At 67.3% G+C, this 12,824-nt stretch carries 12 protein-coding genes; 4 read left to right on the top strand and 8 right to left on the bottom strand.

The window, feature by feature from the left end; genetic code table 11:
• Positions 1–33 precede the first annotated feature (33 nt).
• The 3 genes from ACIBX3_RS50755 to ACIBX3_RS50745 all read right to left on the bottom strand — a co-directional run bounded on the left by ACIBX3_RS50755 (position 34) and on the right by ACIBX3_RS50745 (position 3,732).
• Positions 34–381, bottom strand: a complete 348-nt coding sequence (locus ACIBX3_RS50755; RefSeq protein WP_397127949.1) for an STAS domain-containing protein — start codon at positions 379–381, stop codon at positions 34–36.
• A 194-nt stretch (positions 382–575) separates the two neighbouring features.
• On the bottom strand, positions 576–3,143 hold the full coding sequence (locus ACIBX3_RS50750) for a cation-translocating P-type ATPase (RefSeq protein WP_397127947.1): 2,568 nt from the start codon (positions 3,141–3,143) through the stop codon (positions 576–578).
• Positions 3,144–3,480: 337 nt separating this feature from the next.
• A complete protein-coding gene (locus ACIBX3_RS50745) occupies positions 3,481–3,732 on the bottom strand; it encodes a helix-turn-helix transcriptional regulator (protein WP_397127946.1) in 252 nt (83 codons plus the stop codon).
• 151 nt (positions 3,733–3,883) lie between these two features.
• Between ACIBX3_RS50745 and ACIBX3_RS50740 the strand changes: the two genes are divergently transcribed.
• The 3 genes from ACIBX3_RS50740 to ACIBX3_RS50730 all read left to right on the top strand — a co-directional run bounded on the left by ACIBX3_RS50740 (position 3,884) and on the right by ACIBX3_RS50730 (position 6,948).
• Positions 3,884–5,293 (top strand): hypothetical protein, encoded by a 1,410-nt coding sequence (locus tag ACIBX3_RS50740; protein ID WP_397127945.1) that lies wholly within the window; start codon positions 3,884–3,886, stop codon positions 5,291–5,293.
• Between the two features lie 283 nt (positions 5,294–5,576).
• Positions 5,577–6,110, top strand: coding sequence for a hypothetical protein (locus tag ACIBX3_RS50735; RefSeq protein WP_397127944.1), 534 nt, complete (start codon positions 5,577–5,579; stop codon positions 6,108–6,110).
• A 547-nt stretch (positions 6,111–6,657) separates the two neighbouring features.
• Positions 6,658–6,948 (top strand): hypothetical protein, encoded by a 291-nt coding sequence (locus ACIBX3_RS50730; protein ID WP_397127943.1) that lies wholly within the window; start codon positions 6,658–6,660, stop codon positions 6,946–6,948.
• Positions 6,949–7,423: 475 nt separating this feature from the next.
• On the opposite strand, the gene ACIBX3_RS50725 is transcribed toward ACIBX3_RS50730, so the two are convergent.
• The 4 genes from ACIBX3_RS50725 to ACIBX3_RS50710 form a co-directional block, all read right to left on the bottom strand.
• Positions 7,424–7,930 (bottom strand): DUF6262 family protein, encoded by a 507-nt coding sequence (locus ACIBX3_RS50725; protein WP_397127941.1) that lies wholly within the window; start codon positions 7,928–7,930, stop codon positions 7,424–7,426.
• Positions 7,927–10,083 carry a tyrosine-type recombinase/integrase gene (locus ACIBX3_RS50720; protein WP_397127939.1) on the bottom strand — a complete coding sequence of 719 codons (2,157 nt, stop codon included), beginning with the start codon at positions 10,081–10,083 and terminating at the stop codon, positions 7,927–7,929. The genes ACIBX3_RS50725 and ACIBX3_RS50720 overlap by 4 nt, the downstream gene beginning before the upstream one ends.
• Positions 10,076–11,263 (bottom strand): tyrosine-type recombinase/integrase, encoded by a 1,188-nt coding sequence (locus tag ACIBX3_RS50715; protein ID WP_397127937.1) that lies wholly within the window; start codon positions 11,261–11,263, stop codon positions 10,076–10,078. The genes ACIBX3_RS50720 and ACIBX3_RS50715 overlap by 8 nt, the downstream gene beginning before the upstream one ends.
• Before the next feature lie 242 nt (positions 11,264–11,505).
• Positions 11,506–11,760 (bottom strand): hypothetical protein, encoded by a 255-nt coding sequence (locus tag ACIBX3_RS50710; protein ID WP_397127935.1) that lies wholly within the window; start codon positions 11,758–11,760, stop codon positions 11,506–11,508.
• A 370-nt stretch (positions 11,761–12,130) separates the two neighbouring features.
• Between ACIBX3_RS50710 and ACIBX3_RS50705 the strand changes: the two genes are divergently transcribed.
• Positions 12,131–12,421 carry a hypothetical protein gene (locus ACIBX3_RS50705; RefSeq protein WP_397127934.1) on the top strand — a complete coding sequence of 97 codons (291 nt, stop codon included), beginning with the start codon at positions 12,131–12,133 and terminating at the stop codon, positions 12,419–12,421.
• 25 nt (positions 12,422–12,446) lie between these two features.
• Here ACIBX3_RS50705 and ACIBX3_RS50700 read toward each other — a convergent pair whose 3' ends face one another.
• Positions 12,447–12,821, bottom strand: coding sequence for a nuclear transport factor 2 family protein (locus tag ACIBX3_RS50700; protein ID WP_397127932.1), 375 nt, complete (start codon positions 12,819–12,821; stop codon positions 12,447–12,449).
• Between the last annotated feature and the right edge of the window lie 3 nt (positions 12,822–12,824).

The raw sequence follows: 12,824 nt of genomic DNA, 5'->3' as shown, positions 1-12,824 counted from the left end.
GATCGCGACATTCGGGGGTGCGCTCACACGTGATCAAGCGAGGATGGAGAATCGGCGATCCAGATCGAAGATCTTGAGGAGGCGGGCGACGCGTTCGGGGACATGGGACAGGTACAGCCGTCCGCCGACGTGTCGGGCCTTGTCGTCGGCCCGGATGAGCGCTGTAAGTCCTGACGCGTCCATGAACGACACGTTGCCCAGGTCGACCTCGATGATCGGACTCGGGCGGTTCATCGTATCGATGAGCAGTTCCTCCAGCGGCGGCGCCGTCGCGACGTCGACCTCTCCACAGACCGTGACCTTCGCCGTGTCGTTTCCCGCCTGCTCGAAAAGCTCGACGGGCCTTGTGCACAGGCCCGGATGGCCAAGCTTCCTGTTCATCTCCGCCTCCAGTCGGGTCCTGCCGTAGGGGCGCAGACCGTCTTATCTGGTCGCTCCATGCTGGCGGGGTCCCCGATGGTCGCAGTAGGGCCGAAGGTCCCGCCCGTTGACTTCCCAAAGTCCTCTGGGACTGTTGTTGACCAGGGCAAAGGTATGAGGGCAAGGACAACGCCGACGATCGCGCTCGCTGTCGATCACCGTGGTGGAGGATCAGTGTGCATGGGCGGCGTTGTCCGGGGGTTGGATGGGCCACCGCGAGCGGACGGGTGCAGGATCCGGTCGAGGCGGACGGCGGCGTAACCGAGGACCGACAGCGCGGTGACGATCAGCAGGTCGCCCAGGGCCAGCGGTTCGGTGCCGAGCAGCTCCTGGAGCGGCGGCAGGTACAGTCCGGCCAGCTGCAGGACGAGCGCACCGGCGACGGCGAACAGCAGAAGGGGATTGGCCAGCGAGCCGGGCCGCGTACGAGAGCCGAGCGCGACGCCGAGCTGGGTGGCGCCGAGGGCGAAGAAGGCCATGCTCTGCCATGGTCGTCCGGTCTGGTGGGCCCAGATGGCCACGCCGAGGGTGACAGCGGTGAGGACGACGGCGATCCGGATTATGCGCTGCCACAGCCCCGCGCCCAGGATGCTCTGGCTGGGCGGCCGCGGTGGGCTCGCCATGGCTCCAGGCCGGGCCGGCTCGCCGCCGAGGGCCACACCGGGCAGCCCATGCGTGAGCAGGTTGATCCAGAGGATCTGGGCGGGAAGCAGGGGGAGCGCGAGGCCGGCGAACGGCCCCAGCAACATCACCGCGATCTCGGCTGCTCCGCCGGACAGGCCGTAGATGAGGAACCGGCGGATGTTGGCGTAAACCCGGCGGCCCTCCTCAACGGCCGCGACGACGGTGTCCAGGTTGTCATCGGCGAGCACAAGGTCGGCCGCCTGGCGGGCGACTTCGGTGCCGCGTTTGCCCATGGCGACGCCGATGTCGGCGCGGCGTAGTGCCGGGCCGTCATTGACGCCGTCACCGATCATCGCGAGGGTCTCGCCACGAGTTCGCAGATCCTGGATGATCTCGAGCTTCTGCCCGGGGGCGGCCCGGGCGTACACGCTGATCTCGGCACGGTCGGGCGTCCCGGGATCCCGGAGGTCCACGACCGGAGCACCGGTGGCGATGATGCCCAGATCGGTGGCGATGGCACGAGCGGTCCCGGGATGATCGCCGGTGATGAGGAGCGGCCTGATGCCGGCTTGTTTGCAGGCGGCGATCGAGGCGACCGCCGCGGCACGCGGCGGGTCCAGGATCGCGACCAGTCCGAGCAACGACAACCCGCTCTCCGGCGCTGTTTCCGGAACGGTGTCCAGATCGAGGCTCGCGACGGCGAGGACGCGGTATCCCGCCTGGGCGAGTTGCTCGGCGCGCTCGGCGGCGCGAGTCAGCAGCGCCGGATCGTCGGCCAGGGCAGGTGGGTGGAGCAGCACTTCGGGCGCGCCTTTACAGATCACCCGCGCATGTCCGCCGGGCAGGCGATGCACGGTGCTCATCCTCTTGCGTTCACTGTCGAAAGGACGTTCGGCCACCCGTGGAAAGCGCTCTTGGAGCTGTTTGCGATCCAGGCCGAGCTTGGCCGCGGCGGCGAGCAGGGCCGCCTCGGTGGGATCTCCCAGCGCCGTCCACTCCCCGTCGAGGTCCTGGGGCGGTGACAGTCTGGCGTCGTTGCACAGCACGGTCGCCAGCAGCAGGTCGGTGAGGCTCGTGCTGTCGAGGGAGTCGCCGCGCACGATTTCGCCGTCGGGTGCGTATCCGGAGCCGGTGATCGCGGCCTCCCCGGTGGGAGTCCAGACATGCCGGGTGACCATTCGGCCCTCGGTGAGAGTCCCGGTCTTGTCGGTGGCGAGCACGGTCACCGCGCCCAGCGTCTCCACGGCGGGCAGCCTGCGTACGAGAGCGTTGCGGGCTGCCATCCGGCGAGCTCCCAAGGCCAGGCTCAGAGTCACGACCGCGGGCAGGGACTCGGGCACGGCCGCGACCACCAGGCTGATCGCGGTCACCACCATCAACTCGACCGGTTGCCCGCGAACCAGTCCGAGCGCCAGCACCAGCGCGGACAGCGCCACCGCGACGCCCGCCAGCAACCGCCCGAGACCCACCAGGCGGCGCTGCAACGGCGTTAGCCCGGCTCCCTTGACCATCATGGACGCGATCCGCCCGCTCGCGCTCGCCACCCCCACGGCAGTGACCAGCGCCCGGCCACGCCCCCGTACCACGACGGTGCCCGCGGAGACCGGATCGCCGACGGTTTTGTCCACCGGCACCGATTCTCCCGTCAAAGACGACTCGTCGACGAGCAATGCCGCCGATTCCACCATCGTGGCGTCGGCTACGACGATGTCGCCTTCGGCCAGGACCAGCAGGTCGCTCACGACGACGTCGGCCGCCGGAATCTCTGTCTGGGAGCCGTCGCGGATCACGCGCGCCGTCGGGGCCGTGAGCTGTGACAACGCCGTGATGGCCCGGTCGGCGCGCACCTCCTGCACGACCCCGACAGAGGTGTTGACGATGATCACGAGCATGATCACGGCCGTGTCGGTCCAGTCGCCCGTGGCAACGGTCAACGCCGCCGCGACGAGCAGGACGATGATCAGCGGATCGCGAAGCTGGGCGGCGACCCGGCGCCACAGCGGAACGGGCGGCTTCTGCGGGAGCAGGTTGGGCCCATCCCGCTCCAGGCGCACCGCCGCCTCCACAGACGACAGTCCGGAGCGTGTGGGTATCACCACGTCTTCCTCCCTGATCCCAGGTCCTCCCGATCGGCCGGAGCGCCGCATCGTCTCGCCTACCTGTTTTCGCAGGAAATGAACTCCCGGCCCAGGGACGAAGGTCCTGGCAGGCAAGGCCGGATGGCAGATATGCGGCGTGCATGGGGACAAGGCCGCTTGCCACCGCGCTCACCGATCTGCTGCACCGGCTCGCGCCCATCAGCCAGGCCCTACAGGACGAACGGCAGGATGACCTAGGTTTTGAGGAGTGCGACCGGACGGCGGCGGTTCGGCTGAGTACGGGCGCCTGCCTGGCGCGCCGATGCACGGCGCGATGTAGATGAGATGCGCCGCGCTCTCAGCTGCGGCCGACGGCATCCCATTCGAAGAGATCTCTGGTCGGCACGCTCAACGCGTCGGCGATCTGGAACACCTTGTCCAGGTGCGGGCTGTACATGCCGTTTTCGATGCGGTTGATCGTCTTGCGGTCGACGTCGGCCAGTTCGCCCAGTCGCTCTTGGGTGAGGCCATGCCTTTCGCGGAGTTCACGCAGGCGCAGGCCGAACTGTCGGCGCAGCTCAGCGAGGCGTGGCGTGATCGGATCAGGCACTCACCCACGGTGACGTGCATGATCACCAAAGATCTGTACCAACGTTGGTACAAATAGCAGTAGGCGCCCCTCGGTGCGCCGCCGTAACGTGCAAGCATGCAGCCGCACCACCGGATACGCCGTCATTGTCACCGCCCCTGGAGAAGGCCGCATGATCCGTTCGACGCAGGCCCGCCCCTACCCGGTCCGCCTCATCACCCCGCCACGCCGCGATCGCCATGGTGGCATCTCACCTGCCTGGCTGCTCATCCAGGCCGCCCGACTGTCCTGGGAGATCCGCAAGATCTTGCAGCTGATCAACGGCATGCGGCTCAACCTGAGCGAAGAGCTCCAGATCCAATGCGAGGCCAGCGACATGCTGCTCAACGCCGCGCACGCCACCGCCGTCATGGAGGCCCGGCTGCCGCTGGCTCCAGCCTGGGGGAGCGGCCCACCCCGCGCCCGCTCCATCTTCGCCCAGGCCCGCGAGGCCGGCAGTGACCCCGCCGAGGTGTGCGCCGAGGTGATCCCGCCCCGGCCGCACATCGATCCGCAGATCACCCACGACGTGCAGGCCGCCTTCCGCGCCGACCCCGACCCCGACGCCCAGTGCGCCGGCACCACGACCAAGAAGGAGCGGTGCGCCAAGACCATCGTCCGAGGCATCGGCTCGGCGCACTGCGCCGTCCACCTAACGCCCATGGAACGCCAGCAGCGCGACGAACTGCGCGCAGCACAAGATCGACGCATGCACGCCATCCAGGACGCGCTCGACGACCAACGCCAGGCGTTGGCCGACACCTGGACCCAACGCTACGGCTGCCTGCCCCACAGACTGGAACTTCCTGCCCCACCGAGCCGCGCACGCCGCGTCCTTGCCCTGGATGGCGACACCGGGCTGAAACCCGGAGAGGAAGAGCAGGCCATGCTCGCCCTGTACGACACCGGCTGGCCAGCACTGTGCCCGCGTGCCGCGGAGATCATCAGCACCCTGATGGACTGCCCTCGCGCCACCACAACGCGCCTGGCCGAGCTTGCCGCCGCCCAGACGCCGCACCGCTGGTCCAGCCCCGAGCAGTGGCTGGAGTCCAGCATCTGGGACGGCGTCCGGCCTCCCGGCGTTGCCCTGCCCGCTGCCGGTCAGGACCCTGCACTGGATGAGTACCCACCCGTCCAGATGCTGCGCCGCCACCTGGACGATGACCAGACAGGTTGGGAGCGCTGGCAGGCCGGATTCGCCACCCTGGTCGAGGCCTGCGACGACCCGCCCGTGGACACCATGGCCGACCTGGTGGCCTTCTGGCAGGACATCGGCATCTTGATCTCACGCGGCGGTGAGGGCGGCCATCCCCTCTGGACCCTTGACGCCTCGCCCCCCTCACCGTGGCGTGTGGTGCATAGCAGAGGCCCTGCCGTCCCGCCACACATCCTGGCCGCCGCGCTGGACTGGCTGCTCGATGAAGACGTGCCCGTGGACGCTGAACTCCCGCCACGTGAGGTCTTCACTCTGCTCATGACATCGAGCGCTCACCACGGCTCTGCTGCCAACATCGTGACCAGCGGCGCCTCTGCAGCGCCGTGAGCCAGCTCCGTCGAACGCAGGGGCTTCGCCGCCTTGCCGCCCAATTCCCGCAAACCGCCAAAATTCATGCTCCTACCGAGCACGGAACTTGCCGTGTGCGCACAGGGCGCCGGGGATCGGCGTCCCGGCCGCGACCGGTTACGCGGGGTTGGGCCGCTTCTCGTGGCGCGGTGAGCGTGCCGCTTCGGTCACGCTGATGGCCCGGTGCAGAACTTCGTGGGGAGTTCGGCGACATCGCTCCTCGGCCATCGGGCCAGGATCGAGGTCCATCAGCTTTGACCAGATGACCACGCCCCAGTCAGGGTCGTGGACGCTGGTCGTGAGCGGAAGGGGAGGCTTCGGCGGCCTGTACCGGGGCGGCAGCCGCATCTTCGGCTTTGACCCGCGCGATAAGTCGGCCGACGAGGGCGGCAGCGGCCGCGGCGGCTTCCGGATCGTCGCGGTATCGCTCGTCAATGATGCGCTGGAGCATGCGCCGTGCTTCGTCGGCCTGGCGGCGTCGTTCCGCGACGACCGCGTGCGCGGTGCCTGCTCCGGCGAAACGATCAACAGCTGCGCGGGCCTCCTCACCGGTCATGCCGTCAAGAACGGCGGCGAGGTGATCGAGAAGTGCTCGCTTTTCCGTCTCAAGGGACAACCCGCCCGACTCGTCGGGGCGGTGTGTGGTCGTCATCTCAGCAGCTTACGGAAGGTCTCCACGTCTCAGCCGGCCGCTGCCAGCCTGACCAGCGTCGGAGTGGATAACATGCGGTTGGCCGCGCGAGGCAACAGACGACCGGGAGCAGCATACGTAGCGCCTGCCGTAGGAGATGGCTAGCCTGTACATCGCCAGCCGAGCCCATGCTGCAGGTCGCGCAGCGGCAGCTGCTCGGCAGCGTGATCGAATGAGTAAATGCCGCCCCCAGGGGGACCTGGTATACCGAGAAGTTGGCCGAGGCGCTGGACCCGTATCGATGCGTCCAGCGGCAGACACGGCTGCTGCAGAAGGACCTGACGCCGGTGGGCGGCCAGTCCGGGGGAGCGGGGGAACGCGCAGGGGACTGATCCGCTCCCGGCCGACGGTGCAAGGGCGGGGGAGGGGCAGAACCCGCTGAAGTCCGGTCCGCCCTCTTCTTTCAGTCTTCGCTACGACAGGACCGCGGCGCGACTGGAGACGGCCGCAGCGGCCGGCGAACCCGGCATGTTCGACCCGGAGTGACCTTTGGCCGGGGCCGGCCCAGATGGGCCCGGCCGGGACGCGAAACGCCCGCTCATTGGAATGTGCGGGACGATTGCGCAGGGTTCCGTGGATGTCGGCGGCGGGAGGCCGGGGGAGCGCCCCGTGTGCGTATCCCGCCCGCGGTCCTCGGTGCGATCCTGGACCTATGACGGCGTGGCAGAAGGTCGAACAGGCAGCTGTGCAGGGCGAGACGTGGATCCCGGCGGAGATCCGCGCCCTTGCGCGCGCGTTCGGCTCCGAGGCGCAATGGCCGGGCGAGGCGAAGATCTCCGGAAGGGCGATCGCCGCCGGACCAAACACCGGGGGACCGGACGGCGACCGCTTCCACGCCGACATCACCGAAGTCGTGCACACCCACCTCAACGACGAGGCCACAATGCTCGTCGTCGAGTGGTGGACGCCCACGCACGGGCTGCGAAGGGTCGCGCGCGAGTAACCCTCCATCGCGCATCCGATCCTGCCCGCCTTGCCACACACATGCCCGGTCTCAGAAATCACGTCAGTGGATCATGTCGTGAGTTGGGGTGCAGCAGGTGTGGTGAGACGAAGCGAACCGGAATCTCCTCACCGGTGCCGTTTCCGGCTTATGCCCGCCACCGCCTCGTCCTTTCCCTCAGGTCAGCGGTGCCGAGCATCTCCGCCGCGCCGGTCGACAACGTCGCTGATCAGCTGAGAACCGCCAACCCTAGTGAGACAAGAATCAGCCCCAAACCAGACCATGCCGTTCAGCAACTCTCAGGTCGATCGAGAATCGGCCGGATCGACGCCGAGATTGTTGCGATTACGCCAGTTCAACTGATGAGACAGGGCATCTGGTGCGACATGAAAAGGAGGCGAAAGGTCAACAAACAAGCCAAACAGAACAGAAGGTGGATTCTGTTCTGTTTGGCTCATGTCGTCACAAACATTACTTACCGGGAATCCAAGCCCGTTCCGCCACGAAACCCTAGCTCCCGCCGCAGCACCAGATTCTCCCCGTGCGCCGCCTCCAGCGCCGCACGCAACTCAGCCATCTCCTGCCGGTGCAAACGCTTAAGCCGGGCAATCTCCGCCGTCAGTGCGAACACCACACTGTCACGATCATCACCGGCCCGACCTTCAGCCGACCCTGGCTCGACAACCCCGCCACCACGCGGCACCTGCTGCTGGCGCAAGTGCTCGATCCGCCGCCGCAGCTCCGGATGGCTGTACAGGAACGAATGCGATACCCCCGCCCGGCGCTGCACCGCCTGGAACGTCACCGGTTCACCCTTCTTCACCAGGTATTTGATCGCAGCCTCTGCAGCCGCGGCCTTGGCCGCCGACTTGCGCCGGGCGGCGGCGGTGAGCGCATCGATACGCTGCTGCCGCCGCTCAGCCGCCCGATCCGTTGTCTGATCCGTTGTCTGATCCGGGTTCGGCTGCGCCGGGAACGTCATCGCGGCTCCCTGCGGTAGCGGGTGGTATCGATCTCGACCGGCACCGGCCCGGCCGCGGTCGGCGCACCGGCGCCCTGAACAGCACGCCCGGGAGCGGCTGCCATCGCGGCCAGCAGCTTGAGCAGGGCATCACGTTCGGCGGTACGCTGAGCCAGCCACACGTTGTCGGCCGGCATCGGCACACCATGCCGGGCTTCGAACGCGGACGTGGTCCGCTCGATGAGCGCGCTCGTCTCGGCCAATTGCCGCTCCAGCGCCGCGGTGTGGCTGTCGTCGGTGACGAACACCCCGCATGTCAGACAGGCGTTGCCCTTGTCGCACAGCTGCAGCGGCGGCAGCAGGCAAAATCCATTGGGCAAAAACCGGTCGGCGCGATTGAACAGCTGCAAGCCGTCATGATCTTCCCGGGTGAACGCGATCAGGCTACCGTCGGCCTTGAACTTACGAGTCGCGACGAACGCCTGCTCGGCATGTTCGTCGCGGCGAGCTATGTAATGCATCGACATCTCCGGGCTCGAGTGCCCGGCGTAACGCTGCAAAACGTGTACGGGCAGCCCAAGCTCGGCCAGCCGGGTCAGGCGCGTATGCCGGAAACGGTGCGTGTGGCTGAGCTGGACCGGCCGCCCGGCACTATCGGTGATCTGCGCCAGGTCGCTGAAGACAAGCAGCGCCTCGGCATAGGAGCCCCGCGGGAAAGCTTTATGGCCGTCGGCATTGGCCTTGCGCTTGGGAAACAGATAGCGCGTAGGCCCACCGAAACGCTCGCGAACCCACTGCTGCTGCTCATGAATCACCGCGACCACCTCAGCATCCACCAAGATGGTGTCCGGCGCTTTACCGATCTTACTCTGGGCGTAACAAAACCGAGCGATCTGTTCTCCTTCGGCAGCCTGCACAGCCCGATCGGTGGCGGGTGACAGGCAGTCGAAATCACAGCGCAGGATCTCGCTGGCCCGCCGGCCGGTAAGGATTTGCAGCAGCAGCATCCGCATGACCTGAGGCTCATCACGCCCCCGCAGCGTGTCGTGACGTCCCTGACAGGAAACGGGGACCAGCTCCTCGCGAGAAGCGCTCAGCACCGGCAGGTACGCCGTGATCTGCGCCAGCGCATGATCATCGACGTATTTGCCATCATCCAGAACAGGCGGCCGGGCCATGTGACGGTGCGCCTGATCCCTCCAGGCCGCTGGTTGGGCAGGATCGAGCCGCTCCCAGGGTGTCGGCCCGAGCACCGACAGGGCCTCCTGGCGGTGATCCACGAGGAATGACATGAGCTCGGCGATAGCGAACAGATCCGTGTTGACCTTGACGGGCGCGACGCGGTCAGTCCGGGGTGCCCGGCCAGAACGCACCCGGTTGGCGGGAACACTGTCCCATCGGCGAAACTCCGCCGTCAGGCTCGACGCCTGACCGAGGTCGGTGGCCACCACCGCCGGATCGGGCAGAGTGCGCAGCCAGCAGTCCAGCCGCAACAGAGCAGGCATACGGGCGGTCAGCAGAGTAGACCATGTCATTGCGCCGGACTCCAGCAGCGTCCCCAGCACCCACTTGACCGCCTGCCGGACCCAAGGGATCTGCGCATCACCCGGAATACAACCATCACCGCGCAGCGGTTCTCGCTCGCGCAACGGAATGCGCGGGTCGCAGCGCGGATGCCAGCGATCCAGCATCCACCACGGGCCCTCGTGCAGCCGGGCGGCCAGGGCCAGCTGCGCGTAACGCAGGCAGGACGGTATAAGCCTCAGAGCCGAGGCCGGCGCCGGCCGTCCCGTTGTCGCCTCGCGAAACCGGCAGAAAAAGCGCCGAAACTCCTCTTCCGGCCAGTCGACCCAGGACGATGGGAGCTGCGTCGGGCCGTACTGGGCTACCCAGGCGAGCATGCGGGCCAGCTGATTGATGTGGTAGCTCATCACCTCCGCGCCGTCGCGGTATTGCCAGTACGCCATCCACGCCAGCTCCAGACCCAGCCGCTCCGGGACCCCGGCTAGATCGATCTTGCGGCCACCGTTGCTGCGTGCGACCCAGTTCTCGATCCCCGGCCCGATCAGCGGACCTCGCCACTCAACGGGCAGGTCACTCTCCAACCGCCGGTACGGATCGGACATCGACTCAGTCCCATCAGCAGGGACCAAGGCCAGGAAGTCATCAGTCATCAGAAACCTGCCAGGCAGTGGTGTAGGTCTTCCAATTGGCTGCCGCCCGCAACGCCTCGTCTTCGGTCACCCACCCGTACAGATCCAGCGTGGTCTGCACGTGAGCATGCCCCAGGCGCCGCGAGACCACCCATTCTGCGACACCGGCCAGCAGGAGCGCCGTCGCATGCGTGTGCCGCAACCAATGAGGCGTCCACTCTGGCGGTCCGTAGCCCTTCGTCTTGAGCGCGTCCACCTTGTCATAGACGGTGCCTTGCTGCAGTGGCGCCAGGAACGGCGGCCGATCAAGGTTGACGAACAACATGTCACCGGCGCTGATCGCGATACCGAGCTGAGCGGCCCGGCAGGCCAGGTGAGTGAGATAGTCGGCGAACAGCCGCTCCAGGTCCGCGCCGACGTAGACACGCCGCGGCTTGAGCAACTTGACCCGTGCCTCGTTGGGATTGTCTGGTCGCGGCACGACATCGATATACGGGGTCCCGCCGCGGCCCATGACGAAGTCACTGATCCGCATGCCGAGCGCTTCACCGAGCCTCATCCCGGTCTCGGCCAGCAGCGCGAACAACATGCGGTCACGCAGATTGCCCCGCCATTCCCCGGCCCCGGCATCGAAGACGGCACAGCCATCAAGGATCGCCTGCACCTCCTGCGGCAAAAGGACCGGCGGCCGATCCTTAGCCCTGCTACGCCGGATGCGGACCAGCGAGGATGGCTGCGTGGGACGGTGCTGAGCCAGATGCGCCAGCATCCCGTACGCCGGGACCCGCCGCGGTGGACCCTTCAGCAACCGTTCAGCCACCACGACGTCGTGTACCAAGTGCTGCCAGCGGTAAAAGGAGAGCAGCGCAGTCAACCGCGCCTCGAGCGTGCTCATGGCGGGGGGCTCAATGTGCTCCCGGCTCAGCACCGTGGCTTGCGGGCGGCCCTCATGCAGCCAGGATACGAAAGCAGACACGGCCGGCACGCCCAGGTGGTTCCAGCGCTCAGCTTCATCACGCTGTTCGAGAAACGTCCACCACTGCGCCAACGCGGTGGCATAGCCGCGCACGGTGTTGGGCGACCACAGCAGCCGGTGTGCCTCGAGCCACTCTTCCACCGGCGACACGGTGCGGTAGGCGGCATCCACCACCGTCCAGGTCCGCGATCCACCCGGCGGCCGCACCATGAGCCTGTACGCCATGCCATCGTTCCCTCATGTCGCTGAGGAACCGAAGATAAGCCTGACGTAACGAGGCATGAGGGGCAAGTGACACAGTTGTTACATACGTTGATGAGAGCCGTGAGCGCCCCCTAGATAATCCAGCTTCTGTCCGGTATGGCGTTAAATGCCGGTATTGCACACTTCTGTCAGGTTGCCTGGTGCCCGGCACCACACCCGTCCGGCAGAGGGAAGGGCCGGCCCGCGGGCGCGTCGCCGGCCGGTCACAGCCGGTTGACGAAGCGCGCCGCGGCGCGCTGGCTCATGCCGGTTTCACCGCGGACGAGGAAGACGGCTTCCTGGATCTGGCCGAGGGCCTTGAGTTCGCGGGCTTGGTCGACGAGGTCGATGCTGGGGTTCGGGCGGTTGCGCGGCCGTTCGGTGAGGCGCGCGGCGAGGATGATGAGCCAGATGATGGCTGCGGTGATGACGGCCGTGAGCGCGATGAGGCTCGGGGTCGCGATCTCCAGGGCGGGCATGGTGGTGCGTCTTCCCTGGAGTTCGGGGTTCATGCGGACCGTGCCTGATTGCTTGATAATGAACATTATGTCAAGTAGTGCATGTTCGGACAGGGGGCGGCTCCCCTGGACGGCTGAGGCCGGCGGGTCTGGTGGGAAATTTTTTCTCGGCGCTTCCGGCCGATCCGCAGCCTTCCTGAAGGGTGTCCCGGAGCCGGGATTCGCGTGTTGACCGGCGCTTTCACACCTTCCGGGGCGGCCGGTTCGCGGCAACGGCAGGCCTGTCGCGGGTTGACGGCAGGCTTGACGTTGTGTTGATTCGCTGTCTTTTGTCGGGTTTGTGGTTTTAGGGTGGAGCTCCCTGCTATTCGCGCCGCGAGAGGAACAGCACATGGGGACCCAGTCGGTGTTATGCCCGGTGTGTCAGGGTGTTCTGCCTGCTTCTGGCAAGGAGGCCTACACGGCCCTGCGGGGGCGGCTGATCGTGACCAACGGGTACTGCTCGGGCGGTTGCGCCGAGCGGCGTGCTGAGGCGGCGGAGCAGACGCAGCAGATGGCGCGTCCGCAGCCGGCGGTTGGTCCTGAGCCTGCGGGGTCGCGTCCGGAGCCTGCTCCGGTGGCCAGGCAGGCGGCCGTGGCCGGTGGACGGCCTGGTGGGCTGCCGCTGCGGGTGGTGCGCTGACCCTTCTCCCCCGGTTTGCCCGGGGTTATTGGTGGCCGTCGATGGTGTGCCAGTAGTCGCGGGTCTCCACGGCGAGTCCATTGGTGTCGAAGCGGGCGAAGACGCAGCCGGCCAGGGTGATGGGGCGGCCGTTGTCGAGGGCGTGGACGCGGAACTCGATGGCGGCCTGGTCGGCGTCGACGATCGGGGTGGCGAAGGTGACATCGGGCTGCGTCTCGCCGGTGAACGACCAGGTGATGTAGTCGGCGATGGCCTGTTTGCCGTGGTGCGGAGGGCGGAACGGCATGCTGGTGTGGACGGCGTCGTCGCGGTAGAGGGCGGTGATGGCGTCGGCGTCGTGGCGGGTCCAGCCGTGTTGCCAGGTGTCGGCGAAGCGCCGGGCGGCTGTTCGGGTGTCCATGCC

Origin of the sequence: Nonomuraea sp. NPDC049480, from assembly GCF_044465905.1 — a bacterium.
GTDB lineage: Bacteria > Actinomycetota > Actinomycetes > Streptosporangiales > Streptosporangiaceae > Nonomuraea.
This window is presented reverse-complemented; position numbering and strand designations above follow the sequence as displayed.